General features: G+C 67.2%; 23 protein-coding genes and 1 tRNA gene. 18 read left to right on the top strand and 6 right to left on the bottom strand.

The features are described 5' to 3' along the window. From AC1EJR_RS26835 to aspT, 10 genes are all read left to right on the top strand, one after another. On the top strand, positions 1–839 hold an 839-nt coding region (locus AC1EJR_RS26835; protein ID WP_477147833.1), incomplete at its 5' end, for a sensor histidine kinase. Positions 840–843: 4 nt separating this feature from the next. Continuing rightward, complete coding sequence (locus tag AC1EJR_RS26830) at positions 844–1,503, top strand: response regulator transcription factor (RefSeq protein WP_092300823.1); 660 nt, start codon at positions 844–846, stop codon at positions 1,501–1,503. Between the two features lie 170 nt (positions 1,504–1,673). Next, a complete protein-coding gene (locus tag AC1EJR_RS26825) occupies positions 1,674–2,045 on the top strand; it encodes a response regulator transcription factor (protein WP_092300820.1) in 372 nt (123 codons plus the stop codon). Positions 2,046–2,154: 109 nt separating this feature from the next. After that, a complete protein-coding gene (locus AC1EJR_RS26820; protein ID WP_092300817.1) occupies positions 2,155–3,384 on the top strand; it encodes an efflux RND transporter periplasmic adaptor subunit in 1,230 nt (409 codons plus the stop codon). Then, positions 3,381–6,596: an efflux RND transporter permease subunit gene (locus tag AC1EJR_RS26815; protein WP_477147832.1), complete on the top strand. Its 3,216-nt coding sequence runs from the start codon at positions 3,381–3,383 to the stop codon at positions 6,594–6,596. Before AC1EJR_RS26820 ends, AC1EJR_RS26815 begins: the two co-directional genes overlap by 4 nt. Next, a complete protein-coding gene (locus AC1EJR_RS26810; RefSeq protein ID WP_454757319.1) occupies positions 6,593–8,083 on the top strand; it encodes an efflux transporter outer membrane subunit in 1,491 nt (496 codons plus the stop codon). Before AC1EJR_RS26815 ends, AC1EJR_RS26810 begins: the two co-directional genes overlap by 4 nt. 1 nt (position 8,084) lies before the next feature. Then, a complete protein-coding gene (locus AC1EJR_RS26805; protein ID WP_092300808.1) occupies positions 8,085–8,666 on the top strand; it encodes a DUF1344 domain-containing protein in 582 nt (193 codons plus the stop codon). A gap of 28 nt (positions 8,667–8,694) precedes the next feature. After that, a complete protein-coding gene (locus AC1EJR_RS26800; protein WP_092300805.1) occupies positions 8,695–9,087 on the top strand; it encodes a hypothetical protein in 393 nt (130 codons plus the stop codon). Positions 9,088–9,241: 154 nt separating this feature from the next. Beyond that, positions 9,242–10,906 carry a bifunctional aspartate transaminase/aspartate 4-decarboxylase gene (locus AC1EJR_RS26795; RefSeq protein WP_092300803.1) on the top strand — a complete coding sequence of 555 codons (1,665 nt, stop codon included), beginning with the start codon at positions 9,242–9,244 and terminating at the stop codon, positions 10,904–10,906. Between the two features lie 39 nt (positions 10,907–10,945). Next, complete coding sequence (aspT, locus tag AC1EJR_RS26790; RefSeq protein WP_477147831.1) at positions 10,946–12,631, top strand: aspartate-alanine antiporter; 1,686 nt, start codon at positions 10,946–10,948, stop codon at positions 12,629–12,631. A gap of 49 nt (positions 12,632–12,680) precedes the next feature. On the opposite strand, the gene AC1EJR_RS26785 is transcribed toward aspT, so the two are convergent. Continuing rightward, positions 12,681–12,765: transfer RNA gene (locus AC1EJR_RS26785), tRNA-Leu, on the bottom strand. Between the two features lie 163 nt (positions 12,766–12,928). On the opposite strand from AC1EJR_RS26785, the gene AC1EJR_RS26780 reads away from it, so the two are divergent. After that, positions 12,929–13,846 carry an alpha/beta hydrolase gene (locus AC1EJR_RS26780; RefSeq protein ID WP_477113640.1) on the top strand — a complete coding sequence of 306 codons (918 nt, stop codon included), beginning with the start codon at positions 12,929–12,931 and terminating at the stop codon, positions 13,844–13,846. Between the two features lie 13 nt (positions 13,847–13,859). On the opposite strand, the gene AC1EJR_RS26775 is transcribed toward AC1EJR_RS26780, so the two are convergent. The 4 genes from AC1EJR_RS26775 to AC1EJR_RS26760 all read right to left on the bottom strand — a co-directional run bounded on the left by AC1EJR_RS26775 (position 13,860) and on the right by AC1EJR_RS26760 (position 18,567). After that, complete coding sequence (locus tag AC1EJR_RS26775) at positions 13,860–14,750, bottom strand: NAD(P)-dependent oxidoreductase (RefSeq protein ID WP_092300794.1); 891 nt, start codon at positions 14,748–14,750, stop codon at positions 13,860–13,862. A 125-nt stretch (positions 14,751–14,875) separates the two neighbouring features. Next, complete coding sequence (locus AC1EJR_RS26770) at positions 14,876–16,309, bottom strand: DUF1996 domain-containing protein (RefSeq protein WP_477147830.1); 1,434 nt, start codon at positions 16,307–16,309, stop codon at positions 14,876–14,878. Between the two features lie 113 nt (positions 16,310–16,422). Beyond that, positions 16,423–17,571 (bottom strand): methyltransferase, encoded by a 1,149-nt coding sequence (locus AC1EJR_RS26765; RefSeq protein WP_477113639.1) that lies wholly within the window; start codon positions 17,569–17,571, stop codon positions 16,423–16,425. Positions 17,572–17,625: 54 nt separating this feature from the next. Further along, a complete protein-coding gene (locus AC1EJR_RS26760; protein ID WP_477147829.1) occupies positions 17,626–18,567 on the bottom strand; it encodes a CysB family HTH-type transcriptional regulator in 942 nt (313 codons plus the stop codon). Positions 18,568–18,739: 172 nt separating this feature from the next. On the opposite strand from AC1EJR_RS26760, the gene AC1EJR_RS26755 reads away from it, so the two are divergent. From AC1EJR_RS26755 to cobA, 7 genes are read left to right on the top strand one after another with little or no spacing between them, the layout of a single operon-like run. Then, positions 18,740–19,513 (top strand): sulfite exporter TauE/SafE family protein, encoded by a 774-nt coding sequence (locus AC1EJR_RS26755; protein ID WP_092300783.1) that lies wholly within the window; start codon positions 18,740–18,742, stop codon positions 19,511–19,513. 31 nt (positions 19,514–19,544) lie between these two features. Beyond that, positions 19,545–21,227, top strand: coding sequence for a nitrite/sulfite reductase (locus AC1EJR_RS26750; protein ID WP_477105693.1), 1,683 nt, complete (start codon positions 19,545–19,547; stop codon positions 21,225–21,227). 20 nt (positions 21,228–21,247) lie between these two features. Beyond that, positions 21,248–21,823, top strand: a complete 576-nt coding sequence (locus tag AC1EJR_RS26745) for a DUF934 domain-containing protein (protein WP_092300777.1) — start codon at positions 21,248–21,250, stop codon at positions 21,821–21,823. Continuing rightward, positions 21,820–22,626 (top strand): phosphoadenylyl-sulfate reductase, encoded by an 807-nt coding sequence (locus tag AC1EJR_RS26740; RefSeq protein WP_441645624.1) that lies wholly within the window; start codon positions 21,820–21,822, stop codon positions 22,624–22,626. The genes AC1EJR_RS26745 and AC1EJR_RS26740 overlap by 4 nt, the downstream gene beginning before the upstream one ends. A gap of 26 nt (positions 22,627–22,652) precedes the next feature. Beyond that, a complete protein-coding gene (gene cysD / locus AC1EJR_RS26735; RefSeq protein WP_092300771.1) occupies positions 22,653–23,612 on the top strand; it encodes a sulfate adenylyltransferase subunit CysD in 960 nt (319 codons plus the stop codon). Positions 23,613–23,635: 23 nt separating this feature from the next. Continuing rightward, the gene (locus tag AC1EJR_RS26730; RefSeq protein ID WP_092300768.1) at positions 23,636–24,940 is read left to right on the top strand and encodes a sulfate adenylyltransferase subunit 1; all 1,305 of its coding nucleotides are present in this window, start codon (positions 23,636–23,638) and stop codon (positions 24,938–24,940) included. 39 nt (positions 24,941–24,979) lie between these two features. Then, positions 24,980–25,768: a uroporphyrinogen-III C-methyltransferase gene (gene cobA / locus AC1EJR_RS26725; protein ID WP_477113638.1), complete on the top strand. Its 789-nt coding sequence runs from the start codon at positions 24,980–24,982 to the stop codon at positions 25,766–25,768. Between the two features lie 70 nt (positions 25,769–25,838). Here the strand turns inward: cobA and AC1EJR_RS26720 are convergent. Further along, positions 25,839–25,944: IS3 family transposase (locus tag AC1EJR_RS26720; RefSeq protein ID WP_477147834.1), on the bottom strand; the 106-nt coding region annotated here is incomplete at its 5' end.

The raw sequence follows: 25,944 nt of genomic DNA, 5'->3' as shown, positions 1-25,944 counted from the left end.
CGCCGGCGCCGCGCACCGGGCGGCTGCGGCGGCGCGGCGAGAACGGCGCCGATGCCGACTATGCCTCGCTGATGCGCTCGTCCCGGCTCTCCAGCATGGGCGAGCTGGCCGGCTCGCTGGCCCATGAACTCGACCAGCCGCTGACCGCCATCGTCAGCAATGCCCAGGCCGCGCGCCAGTACCTGGAGTCCGATGTCATCGACATGGACGAGGTGCGCGAGATTCTCAAGGACGTGAACGACGAAGCGTGCCGAGCCAGCGCCACGGTGCGGCAGATCCGCGCGCTGATCAAGGGCGAGTCCCGCGTGCTGGGGCCGCTGGACATCGGCGCCGCCATCGACGAGGCCCTGGCGCTGGTGCGTGGCAACGCGCTCGGGCGCGGCATCGTGCTGACCCGGCAGGTGGCGTCGCCGCTGCCGCGCGTCAATGGCGATGCGGTGCAGATCCAGCAACTGCTGCTCAACGTGCTGCTCAACGCCTGCGATGCCGTGGACCGGGGCGTGCCCGGCAGTGGCACCCCGCGCGAGGTCACGGTGATGGCGCACGTGGCGGAGGGGATGGTGCAGATCGCGGTGCGCGACAGCGGCGCCGGCGTGGACCCCGGCGACCTCGAGCACATCTTCGAACCGTTCGTCACCTCGAAGCCGCAGGGCATGGGGCTCGGGCTGTCAATCAGCCGTGCCATCGCCGCGCGCCACGGCGGCACGCTGGACGCGTGGAACAACGCGGACCGTGGCATGACATTCCAGTTTTCGCTGCCCCAGGAAGGCATGCCCACACGACGCGGCGTCCGCATGCCGCGCGGGCTTGCCATGGCCGAATCGTCTTTCAAAGGATAGCGCCATGAGCGAACACGTTCCGACGGTGTATATCGTCGACGATGACCCCGGTGTCGTGCGCGCGCTGGTGCGGCTGGTCAAGGCGCACGGCTACCAGGCGGTGGGCTTCAACGATGCCTGGGCCTTCCTCGATGCGCGCGCGGCGGACCCCGGTCCGGCCTGCGTGATGCTGGACCTCCAGATGCCGGGCATGGACGGCATCACGCTCCAGCGCCGGCTCGACGGCGAGCTGCCGGTGATCTTCGTCACGGGCCATGCCGATGTCCCCTCCACGATCCTGGCCATGCTGGCCGGCGCCACGGACTTCCTGCTCAAGCCGGTGCAGGAAGACGCGCTGCTGGCGTCGCTCGAACGGGCCTGCCGCTGCGCCGTGGCGCGGCACATGGAACACGAGGAAATGGCCGACCTGCGCGAGCGGCTCGACCGCCTGACCCCGCGCGAGCGCGAGGTGATGGCATGGGTGGTCACCGGCCGCCTGAACAAGCAGGTGGCCAGCGAACTGGGCACGGTGGAGAAGACCATCAAGGCCCATCGCGCCAGCGTCATGCGCAAGCTGGAGGTCGGTTCGCTGGCCGAGCTGGTGCGCATGGCCGACAAGCTMGGCCTGCCCGCCGTGGCCGCCGCACGGACACCCCACCGCGCGGGTGCGGGCGCCGGGGCCTGAGCGCTCCCCACGCAGACGGGTGAAGGGCCGGGGTGCACACCCCGGCATGGCGCGCCGCCTGGGCGGGACCATGGCCCAATATCGCGGGGGCGGGGCATCTCGTAGGCTACGAGCATCAGCGATGCTTGCGCGATTGCCGATCCTGCCGATGGTCAACCTGTGGTCAATCTATGGGGCCTACCGAGACCTTTGTCGTCATCGTCGATGACGACGACGCCGTAGCCCGCGCGATTGCGCGGCTGCTGCGCGCCGCCGGCGTCGTCGTGGATACCTACGCCAGCGGCCTGGCGCTGCTGGACCGCCTCCACGCCGACCCCGGCTACCGCCCCGACTGCGTGATCCTCGATGTCTGCATGTCCGATATTGACGGCCTGGAAGTGCAGCAGCGGCTGATGCCCATCGGCCTGCCCGTGCTGTTCATCACCGCCTATGACGTGCCCGAGGCGCGCACCCGCGCGCTGGCCAACGGCGCGCTGGGCTATCTGCGCAAGCCGTTCAACGCGTCCCAGCTGCTCGCCCTGATCCCGCCCCCCCGGTCCTGACGCGGGGTGGCCCTTGGTCCAATTGCCATGGATTGCGGCGCGGCACAAGCTAGGTCGAGAAGCGCCCTTTGCATGGCGTGGGCGTGGCATGTGTGGATGGGAGACCGCAATGCGCAGCAGGATCGGCCGAGGGGGAGTGACGCTGCTGGCGGCGCTGGTGCTGGTGCTGGGCGCGGGCTGCGGGAAGGAGGAGCGCAAGGCCGCGGCGCCGCCGGTGACCGACGTCGGCGTTATCACCGTGTCGTTGCGTGACGTGCCGCTGAACTTCGAGTTCGTGGGCGAGACGCAGAGTTCCCAGCAGGTGGAGATCCGGGCCCGCGTGAACGGCTTCCTGGAGCAGCGCACCTACACGGAGGGCTCGCTGGTCAAGGCCGGCGACGTGCTGTTCCGTATGGACCAGAAGCCATTCCAGGCCGCGCTGTCCGCCGCCAACGCGGAGCTGGCGCAACAGCAGGCGCGGCTGACCACGGCGCGCGCCAACCTGAACCGCGTGCGTCCGCTGGCCGCCAAGAACGCCTTGAGCCAGAAGGACCTCGACGACTCCACCGGCCAGGAACAGGCCGCGGCGGCGGCTGTCGAGCAGGCCAAGGCCAACGTCGTCAACGCGAAGCTGAACCTCGGCTATACCACCATCACCTCGCCCGTGAACGGGCTGTCCAGCTTCGCCAAGAAGCAGGTGGGCTCCTATATCGACCCCACCAACAGCCTGCTGACCTACGTGGCCAAACTGGACCCGATGTGGGTCAACTTCAGCCTCTCTGAGAACGAAGTGCTGCAAACACGCTCCCAGACGGCATCGGGCGCGCTGCGCATGCCTGAGCGCGGCGCGCTGGAGGTGGAAGTGATCATGGCCGACGGCAGCGTCTATCCGAGCCGGGGCCGCATCGCCTTCCAGGACGCCTCCTTCAGTGCCGAGACCGGCACCTACCTCGTGCGGGCCGAGGTGGCCAACCGCGATGGCCAGCTACGGCCGGGCCAGTTCGTGCGGGTGCGGGTGATCGGCGCCCAGCGCACGCGCGCCATCACCGTGCCGCAGGAGGCGGTGATCCAGGGCCAGCGCGGCGAATCGGTCTGGACCGTGGACAAGGACAACAAGGCGCAGTCGCGCGCCATCGAGGTGGCCGAATGGACCGAGGGCAACTGGGTGGTGCGCTCCGGCCTGCGCGAAGGCGACGTGGTGATCGTGGACGGCACGGTGCGGCTCGCGCCCGGCGCGCCGGTGCGGCCCACACCGGTAGGGGCGAAGCCGGCCTCCGCGCCGGCAGCCCAGGGCGCACAGAAATCGGCTGACCAGAAATCGGCGGCCCAGCCCGCGCCCGGTGAGAAGGCCGCGCCATGACGCTGTCGCACTTCTTCATCGACCGGCCGATCTTTGCATCGGTGCTGTCCATCATCATCGTKGTGGGCGGGCTGGTGGCGATGTTCAACCTGCCGGTGGCGCAGTTCCCGGACATCACGCCGCCGAGCATCACTGTGACCACCACATACCCCGGGGCGAGTTCCGAGGTGGTGGCGCAGAACGTGGCCGCGCCGATCGAGCAGMAGGTGAACGGCGCGGACAACATGCTCTATATGTCGTCCACCAGCTCGTCCACCGGCAACATGACGCTGACGGTGTACTTCGAGATCGGCACCGACCCGTCGCTGGCCCAGGTGGACGTGCAGAACCGCGTGAACCTGGCGCTGCCCACGCTGCCGGATGCGGTGACCAAGCAGGGGGTCTCGGTCCAGAAGCGGTCGTCGGCGTTCATGATGGTGATCGCGGTCTACTCGCCGGACAACAGCTATCCGCAGACCTTCGTCGACAACTACACCAACATCTACATCCTTGACGCGCTGAAGCGGATTCCCGGCGCCAATCAGGCCGCGATCTTCGGCACGCCGGACTACGCGATGCGCGTCTGGCTGCGGCCGGACCGCATGGCGCGGCTCGGCATCACCGTGGAGGACGTGAAGAACGCGGTGGCGGCGCAGAACGAGCAGTTCTCGGCCGGGCGCATCGGCTCCTCGCCGACCGACGGGCCAGTCAAGCAGACTTTCCCGGTGGCCACCAAGGGCCGCATGACCGAGCCGGCCGAGTTCGACAACATCATCCTCCGTGCTGCCTCGGGCGATGCGGCCATCGTGCGGCTGAAGGACATCGGCCGGGCCGAGCTGGGTTCGAAGGACTACTCGCTGCGCAGCCGCTTCAAGGGCAAGACCGCCACGCTGATGGCCGTCTACCAGCAGCCGGGCGCCAACGCGCTGGACGTGGCCAAGCAGGTGCGCACCACGCTGGAGACCATGAAGAAGTCGTTCCCGCCCGGGCTGGAGTACGAGGTGGCGCTGGACACCACGGAGTTMGTGCAGGAGTCGATCAACKAGGTGGTGCATACGCTGCGCGACGCCGTGATCCTGGTGATTTTGGTGGTCTACCTGTTCCTGCAGAGTTTCCGCGCCACGCTGGTGCCGATCCTGGCCGTKCCGGTGTCGATCATCGGCACCTTCATGGCGATGTCGGCGTTYGGCTTTTCGGTGAACATGCTGACGTTGTTCGGGATGGTGCTGGCCATCGGCATCGTGGTGGATGACGCCATCGTGGTGATCGAGAACGTCGAGCGGAATATGGTCGAGTTCAACATGCCGCCCAAGATCGCCGCCAAGCACGCCATGGACGAGGTGGGCGGGCCGGTGGTGGCCATCGTGCTGGTGCTGCTGGCCGTGTTCATCCCGGTGGCCTTCCTCTCCGGCATCACCGGGCAGCTGTACAAGCAGTTCGCCATCACGCTGGCGGTGTCGGTGTTCCTGTCTGGCATTGTGGCGCTGACGCTGTCGCCCGCGCTGGCGGCCATCCTCCTCAAGCCCGGCACGCACAAGAAGAACCGATTCTTCCAGTGGTTCAACCGCAGCTTCGACCGCATGGTGGAAGGCTACGGCAGCAGCATCCAGCTGGTGATCCGCCGCGTGTTCATCTCCGTGGCGCTGGTGCTGGCGCTGATCGTGGCGAGCGTGCTGCTGTTCATGCGCATTCCGTCGTCGTTCCTGCCCGTGGAGGACCAGGGCTACCTGTTCGGCGCGGTGGTGCTGCCGGACGCGGCGAGCCTGGACCGCACCGGCGACTTGTCCAAGCGCGCCGAGCAATGGTTCGCGGCGCAGCCGGGCGTGAAGTCGGTGGCCACGCCGGACGGCTATAGCCTGATCGACTCCCAGAACAAGTCCAACGCCGGCACGCTGTTCATCACGCTGAAGAGCTTCCACGATCGCGGCAAGGGCGAGAGCGCCGAGGACCTGATCACCAAGGCCAATCGCGAGTTCTCCACCTGGCGCGAGGGGCTGGTGATCCCGGTCAATCCGCCGTCCATCCCGGGACTTGGCACCACGGGCGGTTTCGAGTTCTGGCTGCAAAGCACCGGCGACGGCACCTACCAACAGCTGGAGGCGCGCGCGCGGGCCTTCATCGCCAAGGCGCGCCAGCGGCCCGAGCTGCGCAGCGTGAGCACGACGATCAACACGCGCTCGCGCCAGTTGCTGGTGGACCTGGACCGCGAGCGCGCCGAGACCCAGGGCGTGCCGGTCGATCAGGTCTACTCGGCCCTGCAGACCATGTTCGGCTCGCTCTACGTGAGCCAGTTCCCGAAGAACAGCCGGCTGTTCCAGGTCATCCTGCAGGCCGAGCCGCAGTTCCGTTCGCGCCCGGAAGACCTCGACAAGGTCTATGTGCGCAACACCCATGGCGACATGGTGCCGATCAAGGCCGTGACCACCTCGCGCTACGTGGCCGGCGCGGACCTCGTCACGCGCTTCAACAACTTCCCGGCCGCCAAGATCACCGGGGACGCCGCGCCCGGCTACAGCTCCGGGCAGGCGCTGACCGCCATGGAGGAAGTGGCCGCCGAGGTGCTGGGCGAGGGCTACAGCTTTGCGTGGAGCGGGCAGGCGTATGAGGAGAAGAAGGCCGGCTCGACCGCCGCCATGGTGTTCGCCTTCGCGCTGCTGATGGTGTTCCTGATCCTGGCCGCCCAGTACGAGAAATGGTCGCTGCCGATCGGCGTGCTGCTGGCGGTGCCGTTCGCGCTGTTCGGCGCGCTGGTCGCCATCCTGATACGCGGCATGCAGAACGACGTGTACTTCCAGATCGGCCTGACGGTGCTGATTGCGCTGGCGGCCAAGAACGCCATCCTGATCTTCGAGTTCGCGGTGGAGATGCGCATCAAGGAGGGGCTGAACGCCTACGACGCGGCGGTCAAGGCGTCCAAGCTGCGGCTGCGGCCGATCATCATGACCTCGCTGGCCTTCATCCTGGGCTGCATTCCGTTGGCCATCGCCAGCGGAGCTTCCGCGGCGAGCCGGCAGTCGCTCGGCACGGGGGTGATCGGCGGCATGCTCGGCGCCACGGTGATCGCGGTGTTCTTCATCCCGATGTTCTTCTGGGCGCTGGAGCGCCGCACCGCCGGCAAGGTGCCGGACCAGCCGACGCCGGGCCATCCGCCTTCGGGTCATCCGCCCGAGCCGGGGCTGGAGCCGCCCGCCGATGCGCCGGCCGCGCCGGTGCGCCGGGGAGACCCGCCATGAGCCACGTGCACTGGCAGGCGCTGGTTGGTGCCGGCGCCCTGATGGCAGGCGGCTGCGCGGTGGGGCCGGACTACGAACGGCCCGCCGTGGACGTGCCCGAGACCTATCGCTTCGCGGAGACCCCGCCGGCCACGGCCACGCCTACGGCCGCCACGCCCACCACGCCCGCCACGCCCGCCATCGATCCGCAATGGTGGGGCCAGTTCGGCGACCCGGTGCTCGACGCGATGATCGCCCAGGCGCTGGAGCGCAATCGCGACATCCTGATTGCCGCCGCCCGTGTGGACGAGTACTACGGGCGCGTGATGTCCACGCGCGGCCTGATGTTCCCGCAGGTCGGCGTGGAGACGTTGGCAAGCCGTCAGCGCCTGAGCAACAGCAGTGGCACGCTGTCGCCGGTGGGCAATCCGTTCAACCAGGTGCAGGCCGATGTGTTCGCCTCGTGGGAGATCGACCTGTTCGGCCGGCTGCGGCGCCTGACCGAGTCGGCCCGCGCGCAATGGGCAGCCTCCGACGAGGCGCGCCGGGCCGTGGAGATCAGCGTGGTGGCGGCCGTGGCCTCGGGCTACGTCACGCTGCGCGATCTGGATAACCGCCGGCTGGTGGCCGGCGACACGCTCGACAGCCGCGCCGGGGCGTTGGAGCTGTTCCGGCAGCGCTTCGAGGGCGGGGTGGTGTCCGAGGTGGAACTGGCGCAGGCGCAGTCCGAGTACGCGTCGGCGCTGACCTCGGTGGCGCTCTACGACCAGCTGGTGGCGCAGCAGGAGAACCTGCTGTCGGTGCTGATCGGTGAGAACCCGCGCGCCATGCCGCGCGGCCTGCCGATTGGCGAACTGCGCCCGCCGACGATTCCATCCGGCCTGCCGTCCGACCTGCTGGAGCAGCGCCCGGACCTGTTGCAGGCCGAGCAGCAACTGGTGGCCGCCAACGCCGAGATCGGCGCGGCACGGGCCGAGTACTTCCCGACCATCACGCTGACCGGGCTGTTCGGCGCGGCCAGCACGGCGCTTTCCGGGCTCTGGGTGGGCGCGGCGCAGACGTGGTCGTATGGCGCGTCGGTGGCGATGCCGATCTTCAGCGCGGGGCGGATTGCGGGCGATGTCCGGCAGGCCGAGGCACGCCAGCGGCAGGCGCTGCAGGGCTACCAGCAGGCCATCCAGACCGCGTTCCGCGAAGTGGCGGACGCACTGGTGGGCGTGCAGCGCACGCGCGATCAGCTCACGGCCAAGACCGCGCAGGTCGATGCGCTGGCGCGCTATGCCGCGCTCGCGCGCGACCGCTACGAGGGCGGCTACACCAGCTACCTGGAGGTGCTCGACTCGGAGCGCGCGCTGTTCTCGGCCCAGATCGACCAGTCGAGCCTGCGCGGTACCGAGTTCGGGCAGATCGTGCAGCTTTACAAGGCGCTCGGTGCTGGCTGGCCGCTGCGCGCAGCCGGCATCCCGCAAGCGGAGCGCCGGGATCAGGCATCCACAACGGAGAGATGACATGAAAAAACGAGTGCTGGTGATGGTGGCGATGATTGCCATGGCAGGCGCGGCGCAGGCCCAGCCGGATACCAAGGTGGATGTCACGCGTGGACAGGGGACGGCCACGATGACGGGCACCGCCAAGGTGAACGCGACGATCACGAAAATCGACGCGCCCACGCGCACGGTGACCCTGAAGACGCAGACGGGCAAGGTCGTCGACCTGGCCGTGGGCCCCGAGGCGCGCAACTTCGACCAGCTCAAGGTCGGCGACAAGGTGGCGGTGGAATACCGCGAGGCGCTGACGCTGAAGCTGGAGAAGGGGAGTGGGCCGCTGTCGATGGAAACCAAGCCCATCGAGGAGCGCTCGGCGCCGGGTGCCAAGCCGGGCGGCGTGATTGGGCAGGAGGTGACCGTGGTGGCCGATGTGGTGGCGGTCAGCCCGTCCAAGCACACCGTGACGGTGAAGGGGCCCAAGGGCAATGTCATGGACCTGATGGTGGAAGACCCCGCCCAGTTGGCCGAGGTGAAGAAGGGCGACCGCATCAAGGCCGTCTACACGCAGGCCGTGGCCGTGAACGTGCAGGCGGCGACGAAGTAGCCCTGTCGCACCTATCGCACCTACTGCCATGTCGCGCCGCCTTGTTGTCAACCTCCGCGTCTGCGCCGGCCTCGCCCTCTGTGCGATGGCCTGGCCGGCCCAGGCGTACTTCGACCATTTCCTGAACAACACCATCGTCGGCCGGCTGAGCCGCCCGCAGACGGAGACGCTTGCCGACATCTACCGCAAGGCCTTGTCCGAGAAGGACGATGGCAGCAGTACGCCGTTTGAGCTGCCAGCGGACAAGGACGCGAAGGCCGCCGAAGGCAGCATGACGCTGATCCAGACCACCCAAAAGGGGGATCAGCGTTGCCGTCAGGTGAAGTCGGAGTTCCGGCAGGCCGGCAAGTCCGAGAAATGGACGGGCTGGTACTGCCGCAAGGGCGACGGCGACTGGCGGCGCACGCAGATGAAGCAGTAGCCGGGCCGTCCCTCACTTGGGTGATGCGCGCTCCGCATGGTGGACCATGGTCCAATACCGGCGCGTGCCCCGGTTGAATATCTTGTTCAGGAAGCAGTGTCCGCGCTCGGCGCGGACGCTTTGACCATCGTTACCCCCTTGCGAGGCATGCACCATGAGCCGACACGATACGTCGAAGCTGGCGAGCCTTTCGCCCTTCGAACTCAAGGATGAACTGATCAAGCTGGCCGGGAGCGTGTCCAACCGGCTGATGCTCAACGCGGGGCGGGGCAACCCCAATTTCCTGGCCACCGTGCCGCGCCATGGCTTCCTGCAGCTTGGGCACTTCGCCATGATCGAGTCGGAGCGGGCGTTCTCCTACCTGCCCGTGGGCGTGGGCGGATTCCCGCGCCGGGCCGGCATCGAGGAACGCTTCGACCAGTTCTCGCGCCAGCACCATGACGTGCCCGGCGTGGCCTTCCTGACCGGCGCGGTCTCGTACGTGCGCGACCAGCTCGGGCTGGACGGCGGCGACTTTCTCTACGAGATGTGCGAGGGCTTCATGGCCTGCAACTACCCGGTGCCGGACCGGATGCTGCGGCTCAGCGAAAAGATCGTCAAGCAGTACATCCGCCGGGAGATGATCGGCGCGCATCCGTTCGAGGGCGACTTCGACCTCTACGCCGTGGAAGGCGGCACGGCGGCCATGACCTACCTGTTCAACTCGATGCGCGTGAACGGGCTGCTGCGCGCGGGCGACACCATCGCGCTGGGCATGCCGATCTTCACGCCGTACATCGAGATTCCCGAGCTGAAGGAATACAACCTCCACGAGGTGAATATCAACGCCGACCCGGCGGCCGGCTGGCAATACCCGAACGAGGAACTGGACAAGCTGCGCGACCCCAAGGTCAAGGCGTTCTTCCTGGTCAACCCGAGCAACCCGCCCTCGGTGCGGGTGAGCGATGCCAGCCTGGAATACCTGGCGGACATCGTCAAGGAGCGCCCGGACCTGATCATCCTGACCGACGACGTGTACGGCACCTTCGCCGACAACTTCGTCTCGCTGTTCGCCATGTGCCCGCGCAACACCATCCTGGTGTACTCGTACTCGAAGTACTTCGGCGCTACGGGCTGGCGGCTGGGGGTCATCGCCACGCATAAATCAAACTTGTTCGATGCGCAGATCGCCGCGCTGCCCGATGCCGACAAGAAGGCGCTGAACGAGCGTTATTCGTCCATCACCACCGAGCCGGCCAAGCTGCCGTTCATCGACCGCATCGTGGCGGACAGCCGCACCGTGGCCCTGAACCATACGGCGGGGCTCTCCACGCCGCAGCAGGTGCAGATGGTGCTGTTCTCGCTGTTCTCGCTCATGGACACGGCAGACACCTACAAGGACACCGTGAAGCGGCTGATCCGCAGCCGCAAGGCCGCGCTGTACCGCGGCATGGGAGCGAAGGCCGAGGCCGTGGACGAGAACGTGGTGGATTACTACACGCTGCTCGACGTGGAGCGCGAGAGCCGCGAGGTGGGGCCGGAGTTCGTGAAGTGGCTGCTGGACTCGATCAAGCCGCACGAGCTGCTGTTCCGGCTGGCCGAGGAGGCCGGCGTGGTGCTGCTGCCCGGTGGTGGATTTGGGACCCAGCATCCGTCCGGACGGGTCTCGCTGGCCAACCTCAACGAAGAGGACTACGTGAAGATCGGCCGCTCGGTGCGCAAGCTGCGCGACGAGTACCTGGAGAAATACCGGGCGCAGGGCGGCAAGGTGGGCAAGGCGGATAAATCGGACAAGTCCGAAAAATCTGACAAGTCGGGCAAGGGCAAGTCAGGCAAGTAGCCGCCCGCACCCAGAAGAACAACCCGAAGGAGGTGCTTCATGAACTGGTTCGTGACGACCCTGAAAGCCTACCCGGAGATCTCGATCTTCCTGGCGCTGGGCATCGGGTACTGGGTGGGCGGCAAGAGCTTCAAGGGCTTCAGTCTCGGGGCGGTGACGTCGACACTGCTGGTGGCGATCGTGATCGGCATCCTCGGCGTCAAGATCTCGGCCAACGTGAAGTCGGTCTTCTTCCTGATGTTCCTGTTCGCGGTGGGGTACGGCGTGGGGCCGCAGTTCGTGCGGGGCATCGCCAAGGACGGCGTGCCCCAGGCGATTTTCGCGGTGATCCTGGCGGTGCTGTCGCTGGTGGTGTCGGTGGGGGCGGCGATGATCGCCGGGTATGACCTCGGCTCGTCGGCGGGGCTGTTCGCCGGCTCGCAGACCATTTCGGCGTCGATGGGGCTGGCGACGGACGCCATCAACCGGCTGGGCCGCTCGCCCGAGGAAACCAAGGAGTTGCTGGACGCCATGCCGATTGCCTACGCGGTGACGTATATCTTCGGCACGGTCGGCTCGGCCATCATCCTGGCGCAGATCGGGCCGAAGCTGCTGGGCATCGACCTCGTGAACGCCTGCAAGGAGTACGAGCACCTGCTGGGCGCCAGTGACGATGCCGCCGGCACGCAGTGGCACAACTTCGAGCTGCGCGCCTACAAGCTGGCGCCCGACGCGCCCTACATCGGCAAGACCGTGGGCGATGTGGAGTCCCACACGCAGGCGGGCTTCCGGGCGTTCATCGAGCGCATCCGGCGCGACGGCAAGATCATCGAGACGGACCCGTCCACGGTGCTGCAGGCCGGCGACGTGGTGGCGATTGGCGGCAAGCGTAACCAGCTGATCGAATTCCTTGGCCCGCGCGGCGCGGAGGTGGAAGACCGCGAGCTGCTGGACACACCCACCGAGGGCGTGGACATCTACATCACCAACAAGGCCGTGGATKACAAGACGCTCGAGGAACTGGCGCACGAGCCCGGCGCGCGCGGCGTCTTCTTGAGGAAGATCAAACGTGGCCCGACCGAGACCGTGATCCCGGTGCTGCCGAAGACCAAGCTGTATCGCGGCGATGTGGTCACGCTGGTGGGCCGCACGCGCGACATCAACGCCACGGCCAAGACCCTCGGCTACGTGGACCGGCCGACCACGGTGACCGACGTGGCCTTCATGTCGCTGGCGATCACGGTGGGCACGCTGATCGGGGCCATCGTGCTGAACGTGGGGGGCATTCCGCTGACGCTGTCCACCGCCGGCGGCGCGCTGATCGCGGGGATCATCTTCGGCTGGTATCGCGCCATCCACCCGACCTTCGGCCGCATTCCGGAACCGACAGTCTGGTTCATGAACTCGGTGGGCTTGAACGTGTTCATCGCCGTGGTGGGCATCTCCGCCGGCCCGGGCTTCGTCGCCGGGCTCCAGAAACTCGGCATCAGCCTGTTCCTGTGGGGCATCTTCGCCACCGCCGTGCCGCTGTTCATCGGCATGTTCATCGCCAAGTACGTGTTCCACTTCCACCCGGCGCTGCTGCTCGGCGTCTGCGCCGGGGCGCGCACCACCACGGCGGCACTCGGCATGCTCTGCGAAGCGGCCAAGAGCCAGGTGCCGGGGCTGGGCTATACGGTGACCTACGCGGTCGGCAACACGCTGCTGACGATCTGGGGGATGGTGGTGATCATGATTTTGGCGTGAGGGGGCCAAAAAAGGGGAGTGGTGCGGGATGCACTCGCGGTGCGGGGGATGGTGCCCGGGGTCGGACTCGAACCGACACGCCTTGCGGCGGGGGATTTTGAGTCCCCTGCGTCTACCTGTTTCACCACCCGGGCATTGGGCGGCGATACCCGGACGGGCATCGCGCGGCGATGAACCGCGGATTATGCCGGAAATCGCCCCGCCGAACAACCGCCCCGGGCTTGCGGTAGCATAGCGCGCAGCGCCGCCCGCTTCGCCCCCGTCCTCGTCGCGGCGTCCCCATCGGAGCACCGTGACATGTCAGACCAGCCGTCCCTGGCCAGCCTTGCCGAGTTGCCATCCCAGGACCCCGCGTTCTACGCGCACGCCTATAACAACCGCGCCCGGGTGCCGGACAACGCCACGCACATGGCCCGCTGGGCTGCCGATTCGGCGCTGGTGCGGGCTGCCGCGGCGTCGTACCTCGAGAACCTGCCCTATGGCGACCCGGCGTCGCCCCATGCCGACGACGAGCGCCTCGACTATTTCCCCGCCACGGGCGTGCCCGCCGGCACCCGTCCGCCGCTGCTGGTGTTCGTCCACGGCGGCTACTTCCGCGCGCTCGACAAGCGCGACCACAGCTTCGTGGCCAGCCTGCTGCCCCGGCGCGGCGTGTCGGTGGCGATCATCAACTATTCGCTGTGCCCGGCGGTCACGGTGGAAACCATCGTCCGGCAGGTGGTGCAGAGCGTGGCGTGGCTGTACCGGCAGGGCGATGCGCTCGGCCATGATCGCGACCGCATCTTCGCGGCCGGGCATTCGGTGGGCGGGCATCTGGTGACCATGCTGATGGCGGCGCTGTGGCCGCAGGTGGGCGCAGACCTGCCGGTGGGCCTGGTCCGGGGCGGTCTGTCGATCAGCGGCCTGTACGACCTCGAACCGCTGCGCCGCGCCGACTTCCTTCAGGTGGACCTGCGTCTGACCGAGTCAGATGTCGTGCGCCTTTCGCCGGCCTTCCTGCCGCCCGCCACGCGCGCGCCGTTGCTGACGGCGGTGGGCGAGATCGAATCGAGCGAATATCACCGCCAGAACGCGCTKATCCGCGCCGCCTGGCCGGACAACGCGCGCGAGGACATCCCGCTGCCGGGCCGCCATCATTTCAACGCGATGGACGACCTGGCGCGCGACGGCAGCCCGATGCTGCGCGCGCTGCTGGCGATGATCGGCGGGATGTAGGGGAGGGCAGGMTTTAGGATGCGTCCGAGTCCGGCGCCTGCTTGTGTTCCAGCAGGCGCAGCAGCGACGAGGTGTCGTCGCGTCCCCAGCCGTTTGCCATCATCTGGTCGAGCTGGGCCGAGGTGACGCGCATCGCGGGCAGGTCCAGCCCGATCTGCTCGGCGATGTCCTGCGCCAGGCCGAAATCCTTGGCATGCAGCCGCGATTCGATGCCGGCGGCGAAGTCGCGCGCCACCATCTTCGGCCCCAGCAGATCGAGCATGCGGCTGCCCGCAAAGCCCGTGGAGATCGCCTGGAACACCTTGCCGGTGTCCACATCCTGCGCGGCGGCAAAGCGCATGGCCTCGGCGATGCCCTCGATATTCACCACCTGGGCGATCTGGTTGCACAGCTTGGCGACCTGGCCCGCGCCGTGGTCGCCGATATGCGTGATCGACTTGCCAATCAGGTTCAGCAGCGGCCGCACCGTTTCCAGGTGCTCGGCCTTGCCGCCGACCATGATGGTCAGCGTGGCGGCCTGCGCGCCGGTCGTGCCGCCCGACACCGGGCAGTCGAGCGCGTGGATGCCGCGCGCCGCCAGCGACTGGGCAATCTCGCGCGTGACGATCGGCGAGATTGTGCTGTGATCGACGCAGATCGTGCCGGGCGCGGCGCCCTCGATCACGCCATCCTTGCCGAGCAGCACCGTGCGCACGTCTTCCGACGAGGTGACGTTGGTGAACACCACGGCCGCTCCGCGTGCGGCGTCAGCCGGCGTGAAGCACGGTTCCGCGCCGAGCTGGCGGGCCGCGTCGGCGGCCTCCGGGCGGCGTACGAAGGCCCGTACCGTGTGGCCGCCAGCAATCAGGTGGCCGACCATCGGCGCGCCCATCGCGCCAAGGCCAATAAATGCAAGGGTGGTCATCCGCGGTTCCTTATCCCCATCGTAAAAAAAGCCATGTGCCGCCGGCTTGGGCGACACATGGCGAGGATAGCCGAGGATGCCGCGCGGCGCMACGCAGGGGCCTGCGCGGGCTCCGGGGCAGGGGCTCAGAACGGCAGTTGTTGGATGGCGCGCAGGATTAGCAGGGGGCTGTTGGGCCCTTCCTTGCTGCTGAAGGCGAACGCATGGCCGGGGCGCACGGCCTTCACGCAGAACGAGATCGTCTTTTGGCCAGCCGCGAGTGCGTTGGCCACCGCCGCGCTGACATCGATCTGCCGAGATTGCTGCACATGGTTGAGGTGAAGCCGTCCGACGAACCGGCCGCCGCACGCTGGCGCGTTGGCCATGGTCAGGGTGTCTTCGTTCCACGCCGTGTCGGTGACGAAGACCTGCAGGATATCGGCCGCCGTGCCGGTGACGTTGCCGCCATGGAGCATGATCCGGTACTCGGGCTTGAAGCGGGCGGGCAGGGCCTGCGCGCCTTCAGGGATCTGGAACTTCATGTAGAAGCTCAGCGGCGGCGTGGCGCCTTGCGCCGCCTCGGTGGCCAGTTTCACGTCGCGGCCGAATGTCGTGTGGACATCATTGCCGCCGCTGACCATCGCGTCAGCCTCGGGCGCGTTGTAGTCGTACGGAATTTCCCGGGCGCAGGCGCGTTCCTTGTTGAGGCATTGTTCGGTCAGATAGTGCATGGCCTTGGGCTGCCAGCCATTGAAGAAGTCGGCATGCCCCGAATACAGGGGACCCCAGTTCTCCTGGGACACCTTGCCATGGGCGTTCAGCGTCGGGTCCTTCGAGAGCTGCGCATGCGTGAGATCGCGCACCTGGCCCAGCGCATAGGCGAGATTGATGCTCAGGTGCGGCACGCGCACCGGATAGCCGACCGGGCAGGCGCCGCTCTGGTCGGCATAGGCCATGTTGTTGTAGCCGCCGTGATGGGAGCGCAGCGTCGGATTCAGGTTGATGCCGTCCCAGCAGGTGGGGAAGCTGATGCCGATGTTGAGTTGCGTCCCCTTCACCGGATCGGGCACGCAGTMAGTCGGGATGGTGTTGGTGTAGCCCCTGCGGCTGCCGGTGCACAGGAACGAGATGCGCGGGTTGGGCTGCGTGCCGGCGTGGTTGCCGGCCAGCATTTGCAGGCCGGTTGGCATGACACTGACCGGGTAGCGGTTGGAACTGGGCACCGCCACGTTCGAGTAGTAGGTCTTCTTGTAGGTGGGCGGCACGATCGTGCCGTCGGGCAGCTTCAGCGAGGGGGCCCAGTACGAGCTGGTGTCCGCAGCGTTCTCGCAGGTGGTGCCGGACTTTGCCAGCAGGTCGGCGCCCGTGGTGTAGGCGTCTGCCGCCGTGTTGCCGAAGAAGTCATGCCGCATCGCCGTGCCCGGCCGCTTCGGGTGAACGATGGGGTCGTCCGCCAGCGTGTGCGAGTACAGGCAGAGCGCGTTGGCGCGGCCGTCGCGCAGGGTGCCCTGCGCCATTGCGGAGAAGCTGGCGGCCAGACCGCCCGCCAGGACAAGGGTTTTGAGACAGGAAGCGTGCATCGGTCGTCGTGGTTGTCGGAATGGCTGCCTGACAGGATCAGGCGCGGCCGATTCTAGCGACGACGGACGCAACGAATCGTCTCAATCTCCTTGTTCTTGATGCACTTGAATAATCAAAGTTTTTGCGAGGCCGCGAGGCGCCACAGCGAGGTCACCTCGGCCTTGCGGGCCTGGTGCAGCGGATCGTCCGGATCACTCGCCTTGGGATGGCGCGGGCGGATGTCGGAGCGGCCCAGCACCTTCAGCCCGGCGTCTTCGATCCAGCCCAGCAGTTCCTCGCGCGTGCGCAGGCCCAGATGCTCGGCGAAGTCGGAGAGCAGCAGCCAGCCCTGGCCGGCCGGCTCCAGATGCTCGGCAAGGCCGGCGAGGAAGCCGCGCAGCATGCGGCTCTCGGGATCGAACACGGCATGCTCGACCGGCGAACTCGGTCGCGCGGGCACCCAGGGCGGGTTGCAGACCACCAGCGGGGCGCGGCCGGCGGGGAAGAGGTCGGCCTCGACCACTTCCACCTGATGGGTCAGACCCAGCCGGCCGAGGTTGTCGCGGGCGCATTGCAGCGCGCGCGGGTCCTGGTCCGTGGCCACCACGCGGCGCACGCCGCGCTGCGCCAGCAGGGCCGCCAGCACGCCGGTGCCGGTGCCGATGTCGAAGGCGAGCTTGTCCGAGGGCAGCGCTTCCTTGGCGACGAGGTCGAGGTATTCGCCCCGCACCGGCGAGAACACGCCGTACCACGGGTGGATCCGTTCGCCCAGCACCGGGATCTCGACGCCCTTCTTGCGCCACTCGTAGGCGCCGATCAGGCCGAGCAGTTCGCGCATCGAGGCCACATAGGGCGCCGTGGCCGGGCCGTAGACCTGCGTGCAGGCCTCAGCCACCTCGGGCGCGCGGCGCAGCGGCACCACGTGGCCGGCGTCGAACGGCAGCAGCAGCATGCCCAGCGTGCGCGCGCGTTGCGACTGCGCCAGCCGGTGCTTGTGGAACGCCTCGGTCATGTTGGCCGGCGGCTTGGGCGCGCGCTTGGGCTTGCGGTCGGTGCGGCGGGCCATGGCCTGGAGCAGCTGGCGCGCGTTCTGGAAGTCGCCGCGCCAGAGCAGGGCCACGCCTTCGCTGGCCAGCCGAAACGCCGTGTCGGCAGGCATCTGGTCATCGGCAATCACCACGCGCTTTGGCGGCGGCAGGCCGGCCTCGGAGCGCCACAGCGCGCTGCGCTCGGCGCCGTCTTCGGTCCAGTGGATGGTGGGGAGGGAGGAGGAGTCAGACATATCTATATAGAGGGAGGCGTGCGCCACATCGGCAGGCAATCTTAAATGTGCCGATTACAGCTCATAGGCCTCGTGATCGCCCGACATCGCCTGTTCCACGAGCTTGCGGTTCAGGGTGGGCGAGAACAATTCGATGAAGGTATAGACGAAGCTGCGCAGATACGCGCCCTGTTTGACGGCCAGATGGGTCACATTGGTGCCKAACAGGTGGCCGACCGGGATGCCGCGCAGGTTGCGGTCGCGCTCGGCATCGAACGCCACACCGGCCACGATACCGATGCCCAGGCCGATCTCGACATAGGTCTTGATCACGTCTGCGTCGATGGCCTCGAGGATGATATCCGGCTCCAACTGGCGCAAGGCGAATGCCTTGTCAATCTTGGGGCGGCCCGCGAAATTCGGATCGTAAGTGATCAATGGATAACTTGCGATGTCCTCGAGCGCGATGTGCTTCTTTTCCAGCAAGGGATGGTCGGGCGGCGTGATGACCGTATGCGACCACTGGTAGCCGGGCAGCGACACCAGGCCCTTGTCCCCCGAGATGCCCTCGGTGGCGATACCGATGTCGGCCTGGTCGTGCAGGATCATGTCCGCGATCTGCGAGGGGTTGCCCTGCTGGATCGACAGCCGCACCTTGGGGTAGCGCTTGGTGAACTCGCCGATCACGCGCGGCAGGGCATAGCGCGCCTGGGTGTGCGTGGTGGCGATGGTGAAGTTGCCTTGATCCTGGGCAGCGTAGTCCTTGCCTACCCGCTTCAGGCTCTMCACCTCCTGCAGGATCTTCTCCACGGAGGTCAGGATGCGGCGCCCCGGCTCGGTCAGGCTGCGGATGCGCTTGCCGTGCCGCGTGAAAATATCGACGCCCAGCTCCTCCTCCAGCTCGATGATGGCCTTGGAGACGCCAGGTTGTGACGTATAKAGCGCTTTTGCGGCTTCGGTCAGGTTGTAGTTCTGACGGACGGCCTCGCGCACGAAGCGGAACTGGTGCAGGTTCATATAACTCGGTGCGTATAAACAAACAACTTCTTATTAGTTTGAGATATGAGGCCAGTTTATTACGATTTTCGAACTTTGTTAAATAACGGCCTGCCCGTATTGCGTCCGCGCCCAGCCTGAACCCCGGCGAAGCGCGGAAGTGACGGAAAAGGCATTGTTGAGAACCCCCCGAATGTCCCTTGCGTATACCGCTTCCGGTCTGCTGGTAGGTATCTTGGTCGGCCTGACCGGGGTAGGCGGGGGTTCGCTCATGACGCCGCTGCTGACCCTGCTGTTCGGCTTCTCGCCGGCCACGGCGGTGGGTACCGACCTCGCGTTCGCTTCGATCACCAAGGGCTTCGGCACCATCGCGCACCGCGCCCATGGCCACGTGCAATGGCAGGTGGTGCGCCGCCTCTGCATCGGCAGCCTGCCCGCCGCACTGGTCGCCATCCTCGTACTCAAGAGCGCCGGCGAGCTGGACGCGCGCTGGCTGCACGGCATTCGGCTGATGATCGGCGTGTCGGTGCTGCTGACCGTATTGTCGCTGCTGTTCCGCAAGCAGATGCTGGCCTGGCTCGAACGCAACCCGCGTTTCCAGCTGGAAGGCCGCCGCCAGGTGGTGGCGACCGTGGTGGTGGGCGCCGTGATCGGCGTGCTCGTCACGGTGTCGTCGATCGGCGCCGGCGCGGTTGGCGCCACGCTGATCCTGTTGCTGTACCCCCATATGAAGCCGGCCGAAGTGGCTGGCACCGATATCGCCTACGCCGTGCCGCTCACGGCGGTGGCCGGGCTGGGCCACGTGTGGCTCGGCACCGTCGACTGGAATTTGTTGCTGGCGCTGCTGGTGGGCTCGATCCCCGGCATCTGGCTGGGCGCGCAACTGTCCCGGGCGCTGCCCGAGCGGCTCGTGCGCGCCGCCCTGGCCACCACGCTCACGCTGGTCGCCATCAAGCTCGTTTCCTAAGCATTCAACGAATACTGAACGGACCCACACCATGTATCAGTACGATCAATACGACCAGCGCATCGTCCAAGAGCGCGTTGCCCAGTTCCGTGACCAGGTGCGCCGCCGCCTCTCCGACGAACTGACCGAAGAGGAATTCCTGCCGCTGCGGCTGCAGAACGGCCTGTACATGCAGCGCCATGCCTACATGCTGCGCGTGGCCATTCCGTACGGCCTGCTGGCGTCGAAGCAGATGCGCATGCTGGCACATATCGCGCGCGAGTACGACCGTGGCTACGGCCACTTCTCCACGCGCCAGAACATCCAGTACAACTGGATGGACCTCGAGCGCGTGCCGGACGTGCTGGCCGACCTCGCCAGCGTGGAGATGCACGGCATCCAGACCTCAGGCAACTGCGTGCGCAACATCACGACCGACCACTTCGCCGGCGTGACGCCGGACGAGACCGTGGACCCGCGCGTGCTGGCCGAACTGCTGCGCCAGTGGAGCACCTTCCAGCCGGAATTCGCCTTCCTGCCGCGCAAGTTCAAGATCGCGATCTCGGCCTCCGCCAACGACCGCGCCGTGGTGCAGATGCACGACATCGGCATCTACGCCTACCGGAACGCCGCCGGCGAGACGCGCCTGCGCATCCTGGCCGGTGGCGGCCTGGGCCGCACGCCGATCCTGGGCACGATCATCAAGGACGACCTGCCGTGGCAGCATCTGCTGACCTACGTGGAGTCCGCGATTCGCGTGTACAACCGCTACGGCCGCCGCGACAACAAGTACAAGGCCCGTATCAAGATCCTCGTGAAGGCTATCGGCGCCGAGAAGTTCGCCGCCGAGGTCGAGGAAGAGTGGCAGCACAGCAAGGACGGCCCGGGCACCATCACGCAGGACGAGTTCGCCCGCGTGGCGCAGTACTTCGCCCCGCCGGCCTACGAGAAGCTGGCCGACACCGACGCCGGCTACGAGAAGCACCTGCTCGAGGACAAGGCGTTCGCGCGCTGGGTCAGCCGCAGCGTGCACGCCCACAAGGTGCCGGGCTATGCCGCCGTGACGCTCTCCACCAAGCCGGGCCCCGTCTCGCCCCCGGGCGATGCCACGGACAAGCAGATGGAAGCCGTGGCCGACCTGGCCGACCGCTACGGGTTTGGCGAGCTGCGCGTGGCGCACGAGCAGAACCTGGTGCTGCCGGACGTCAAGAAGCATGACCTTTTCGCCCTCTGGCAGGAAGCGAAGCAGGCCGGCCTGGCGACGGCCAACATCGGCCTGCTGACCGACATCATCGCCTGCCCGGGCGGCGATTTCTGCTCGCTGGCGAATGCCAAGTCGATCCCGATCGCGCTGGGCATCCAGGAGCGCTTCGACAACCTCGACTTCGTGTACGACCTCGGCGAGATCTCGCTGAACATCTCCGGCTGCATCAACGCCTGCGGTCACCACCACGTGGGCAACATCGGCGTGCTGGGCGTGGACAAGGACGGTTCCGAGTGGTACCAGGTGACGCTCGGCGGCGCCCAGGGCAACAACACCGCGCTGGGCAAGGTCATCGGCCCGTCGTTCAGCGCCGAGGAAATGCCCGACGTGGTGAGCCGCATCATCGAAACCTTCGTCGCGCACCGCGTCGAGGACGAGCGCTTCATCGACACGTTCGCCCGCATCGGCATCGCCCCGTTCAAGGAACGTGTGTACGCCGACAAGCAGCGCGAAGAGCGCGCCGAAGCCTGACGACCCCGGAGAGACTGAACATGGCAAAGATTATTCAACTGCAACGCGACGCCGCCGACCTCCGCCCCGTGATCGTCGAGGACGACTGGACCGTGCTGCGCGCCACCGAGACCGAGCCGCTGGACGACGCCCGCGTGGCCGCCGCCGCGCAGGGCACGGACGCCGTGCTGTTCCCGCTGTCGGTGTGGAAGGCGCACGCAGCGCTGCTGGCCGGCCGCGACAAGGCCATCACCGGCGTGTGGCTGGCTCCTGAAGACGAGCCGGGCGATGCCGAGGCGCTCTTCGACCGCGTGTCGCTGGTCGCCGTCGATTTCCCGGTGTTCCGCGATGGCCGCGGTTTCTCGTCGGCCTACCTGCTGCGCACCCGTTACCACTGGGACGGCCAGCTCCGCGCCATCGGCGACGTGCTGCGCGACCAGCTCAACTTCATGAAGCGCTGCGGCTTCGACGCCTTCGCGGTGCGCGCCGACAAGAACATCGACGACGCCATCAAGGGCTTCACCGAGTTCACGGTGGCCTATCAGGCATCGGTGGACGAGCCGCTGCCGCTGTTCCGCCGCAACCGTGCGGAAGTGACCGCCCGGGGCGCCGCATGAGCGCAGTGATCTCCGACATCCCTGTGGTGGAGCTGGGCGCGCCGGTGTCCGGCCTGCGCCCGCCCGCGCTGTGGACCCAGCCGGTCTACACGGGCACGGTGGAGGCGCTGGAAGCCAAGGAACGCGCGCTGGCCGAGCGGCTGGCCGAGATTGCGGGCCGCTTCTTCCGCGCCCGCTTCGCCACCAGCCTGGCTGCCGAGGATATGGTCCTGACCGATGCCATCCTGCGTGGCGGTGACGCCGTGCGCGCCGGCATCCGCGTGTTCACGCTGAACACGGGCCGCCTGCACGCCGAGACGCTGGCCGTGCTGGATCAGGTGCACACGCACTACGGCTACGCCATCGAGCAGTTCACGCCGGACCCGGAAGCAGTGGAGAACTACCTGAAGAACCACGGCCTGAACGCGTTCTACGACAGCGTGGACCTGCGCAAGAGCTGCTGCGGCATCCGCAAGGTGGAGCCGCTGAACCGCGCGCTGTCCCACGCCGATGCCTGGATGACCGGCCAGCGCCGCGAGCAGGCCGTCACGCGTGCCGAGCTGCCGTTCGAGGAGCTGGACGAAGCGCGCGACATCCCCAAATTCAATCCGCTGGCCGACTGGACCGAGGCCGAGGTCTGGGCCTATCTGGTGCGCCACAACGTGCCGGTGAACGCGCTGCATGCCAAGGGCTACCCGAGCATCGGCTGCGAGCCGTGTACGCGCGCTGTGAAGGCTGGCGAAGACGTCCGCGCAGGACGTTGGTGGTGGGAGAGCAAGGACTCGAAAGAGTGCGGGCTCCACGAGCAGAACATCAAGCATTGAAGTATTGAATCGAGGCCGAGAACGACATGGGCATCATGAACGACATCGCAGAAGCAGGGGTTGAACACCTGCTCCAGGTCCAGAACGACCACCTCGACCGGCTGGAAGCCGAGTCGATCTACATCATCCGTGAAGTGGTGGCCGAGTGCCGCAACCCGGCGCTGCTGTTCTCCGGCGGCAAGGATTCGATCGTCATGCTGCACCTGGCGCTGAAGGCCTTCCGCCTGGGCGACCGCAAGGTGGAACTGCCGTTCCCGCTGGTGCACATCGACACCGGCCATAACTACCCGGAAGTGATCGCCTTCCGCGACCAGCGCGTGGCGGAACTGGGCGCGCGCCTGGTGGTGGGCCATGTCGAGGATTCGATCAAGCGCGGCACGGTGCGCCTGCGCAAGGAAACCGACTCGCGCAACGCGGCGCAGGCCGTGACGCTGCTGGAAACCATCGAGGCGCACAAGTACGACGCGCTGATGGGCGGCGCCCGCCGCGACGAAGAGAAGGCCCGCGCCAAGGAACGGATCTTCTCGTTCCGCGACGAGTTCGGCCAGTGGGACCCCAAGGCCCAGCGCCCAGAGCTGTGGAGCCTGTACAACGCCCGCATGGCCTCGGGCGAGCAGATGCGCGTGTTCCCGATCTCGAACTGGACCGAGCTGGATGTGTGGCAGTACATCGCCCGGGAAAACCTGGCCCTGCCGCCGATCTACTATGCGCACGAGCGCGAAGTGGTGCGCAAGAACGGCCTGCTGGTGCCAGTGACGCCGATCACGCCCAAGCAGGACGGCGATGTGAGCGAGGTGCTGTCGGTACGCTTCCGGACCGTGGGCGACATCTCCTGCACCTGCCCGGTGGCCAGCACGGCCGCCAACCCGGTGGACATCATCGCCGAGACCGCGGTGACTGAGATCACCGAGCGCGGCGCCACCCGGATGGACGACCAGACCAGCGAGGCGTCGATGGAACGCCGCAAGAAGGAAGGCTACTTCTAAGCCGCAGCCAAGGACCACACATCATGACTAGACAAGCATCTCACCAGGGCCTGCTGCGCTTTATCACCGCGGGTTCCGTGGACGACGGCAAGAGCACGCTGATCGGSCGCCTGCTGTATGACAGCAAGGCCGTGCTGTCCGACCAGCTGACCGCGCTGGCCAACGCCAAGAACAAGCGCACCGCCGGCGAACAGATCGACTTCTCGCTGCTGACCGATGGCCTGGAAGCCGAGCGCGAGCAGGGCATCACGATCGACGTGGCCTACCGCTACTTCTCCACGGCGCGCCGCAAGTTCATCATCGCCGACACGCCGGGGCACGAGCAGTACACCCGCAACATGGTGACCGGCGCCAGCACGGCGCACGCCGCCATCGTGCTGGTGGACGCCACGCGCGTGACCGTGCAGGGCGGCCGTGCCGAACTGCTGGCCCAGACCAAGCGCCACTCGGCCATCCTGAAGCTGCTGGAGATCCAGCACGTGATCGTCGCCATCAACAAGATGGATCTGATCGAGTACGACGAGCAGCGTTTCAACGAGATCCGTACCGCGTACACCGAACTGGCCGCGCAACTGGGCCTGAAGGATGTGCGATATGTGCCGGTGTCGGCGCTTCGTGGTGACAACATCGTCCACGCCAGCGACGCGATGCCGTGGTACTCGGGCGAGCCGCTGCTGCCGCTGCTGGAGGCCCTCCCTGTCGAGGAGCCGGCCCCCGAGGGCGACGCCGCGCTGCGCTTCCCGGTGCAGCTGGTGATCCGCCAGGACGGCGCCCAGTCGGACGATTTCCGGGGCTACGCCGGCCGCGTGGAAGCGGGCACCGTGCGCGTGGGCCAGAAGCTGCGCGTGCTGCCGGCCAACCGCGACGCCGTGGTGGCCGAAGTGCTGACGCCGAACGGCGCCGCCGACTCGGCCAACGCGGGCGACACCGTGACGGTGCGCCTGTCGGAAGACGTCGATGTATCACGCGGTGATATGTTCGTCGCCGCCGACGCCGCCTCGGTCTCGGCCAAGAAGCTGCAGGCCGACCTGTGCTGGTTCGACGACGAATCGCTGAATCCGTCGCGCAAGTACGTGCTCAAGCACACCACGGCCAGCGTGTTCGCGCGCGTGTCGGCGGTGGATCGCGTGCTGGACGTGCACACGCTGTCGCACGAGACCGGCCGCCATGACATCCGCCTGAACGACATCGGTTCGGTGCAGTTGTCGCTGCAGAAGCCGATCGTGTGCGATGTCTACGGCGATAATCCGGCGACGGGCGCGTTCGTGCTGATCGACGAAGCGACCAACCACACGGTGGCGGCGGGCATGATCCGTGCGTATAGCTGACATCGACATCGTCAGACGGCAAGTAGAACAGTGAGCGAGATGACCCCGCATCAAGACAAACGGACCGGACGCGTGACCCTGATTGGTGCAGGCCCCGGTGCGGCCGACCTCATTACGGTGCGTGGTGCACGCCTGCTGGGCGAGGCCCAGGTGGTGCTGCACGACGCGCTGGTGTCGCCCGAGATGCTGGCCTGGTGCCCCCAGGCGCAACTCGTGGAGGTGGGCAAGCGCTGCGGGCAGCGCAGCACCGCACAGCTGTTCATCAATCGCCAGATCGTGGACCTGGCCACCAAGTACGAGCGCGTGGTGCGCCTCAAGGGCGGCGACCCGATGCTGTTCGGCCGCGCCGACGAGGAACTCCAGGCGCTGGAAGCGGCAGGCATCGAGTATGAGGTGGTGCCGGGCATCACGGCAGCGCTGGCGGCCGCCTCGGCCATCCGCAAGCCGCTGACCAAGCGCGGCGTCTCCCGCAGCGTGGCCTTCGCCACCCAGGCCAAGGCGGCCGATGCGGTGGACGTGGAAGCCGACGTCCGCGCCGACACCATCGTCTATTACATGTGGCGCGACCAGGCGGCCAACATCGCCGCACAGCTGATCGCCCACGGCAAGCCCGCCACGACGCCCGCATGGGTCGTGGAAGCGGCCACCACCCCGAAGCAGCGCAGCCACCAGTTCACGCTGCGCCAGATGGCGGCCGGGGAGGCTGCGGCATGGATGGACCCCGTGCAGCCGAGCCTGCTGATGATCGGCGAGGCACTGGCGGATCGGGCGACGGAATCCGTGGAAGAGGCTGGGGCGGACGAACCCCATCACGAGCGCGCCGCCTGAGTCTTGGCGGGAGGCGTATGAAAAAGCCAGAGCGATGTGAACTGACCCCCAGAAGTTGGACGGTTGATGGCTAGGCCGGAAAGGGCTGAGTCCTGTATTGCACGGGACTCAGCCCTTTTAGTTTGAGCTTGATGCGGTCATGATTGTAGTAGTGAATGTATTTGCGCAGTCCATCC

It is taken from the genome of Cupriavidus sp. 05T42 (assembly GCF_056396345.1).
Note: the sequence above shows the minus strand (reverse complement) of the source record. Positions and strands in the feature narration are given on the sequence as shown.

Excerpts from the sequence above, each read along its gene's own strand:
- AC1EJR_RS26765 (WP_477113639.1), bottom strand. The coding sequence starts at position 17,571 with ATGTCTGACTCCTCCTCCCTCCCCACCATCCACTGGACCGAAGACGGC.
- AC1EJR_RS26795 (WP_092300803.1), top strand. The coding sequence starts at position 9,242 with ATGAGCCGACACGATACGTCGAAGCTGGCGAGCCTTTCGCCCTTCGAA.
- AC1EJR_RS26745 (WP_092300777.1), top strand. The coding sequence starts at position 21,248 with ATGGCAAAGATTATTCAACTGCAACGCGACGCCGCCGACCTCCGCCCC.
- AC1EJR_RS26820 (WP_092300817.1), top strand. The coding sequence starts at position 2,155 with ATGCGCAGCAGGATCGGCCGAGGGGGAGTGACGCTGCTGGCGGCGCTG.
- AC1EJR_RS26805 (WP_092300808.1), top strand. The coding sequence starts at position 8,085 with ATGAAAAAACGAGTGCTGGTGATGGTGGCGATGATTGCCATGGCAGGC.
- AC1EJR_RS26755 (WP_092300783.1), top strand. The coding sequence starts at position 18,740 with ATGTCCCTTGCGTATACCGCTTCCGGTCTGCTGGTAGGTATCTTGGTC.
- AC1EJR_RS26810 (WP_454757319.1), top strand. The coding sequence starts at position 6,593 with ATGAGCCACGTGCACTGGCAGGCGCTGGTTGGTGCCGGCGCCCTGATG.
- cobA (WP_477113638.1), top strand. The coding sequence starts at position 24,980 with ATGACCCCGCATCAAGACAAACGGACCGGACGCGTGACCCTGATTGGT.
- AC1EJR_RS26750 (WP_477105693.1), top strand. The coding sequence starts at position 19,545 with ATGTATCAGTACGATCAATACGACCAGCGCATCGTCCAAGAGCGCGTT.
- AC1EJR_RS26800 (WP_092300805.1), top strand. The coding sequence starts at position 8,695 with ATGTCGCGCCGCCTTGTTGTCAACCTCCGCGTCTGCGCCGGCCTCGCC.
- AC1EJR_RS26825 (WP_092300820.1), top strand. The coding sequence starts at position 1,674 with ATGGGGCCTACCGAGACCTTTGTCGTCATCGTCGATGACGACGACGCC.
- AC1EJR_RS26740 (WP_441645624.1), top strand. The coding sequence starts at position 21,820 with ATGAGCGCAGTGATCTCCGACATCCCTGTGGTGGAGCTGGGCGCGCCG.
- AC1EJR_RS26775 (WP_092300794.1), bottom strand. The coding sequence starts at position 14,750 with ATGACCACCCTTGCATTTATTGGCCTTGGCGCGATGGGCGCGCCGATG.
- cysD (WP_092300771.1), top strand. The coding sequence starts at position 22,653 with ATGGGCATCATGAACGACATCGCAGAAGCAGGGGTTGAACACCTGCTC.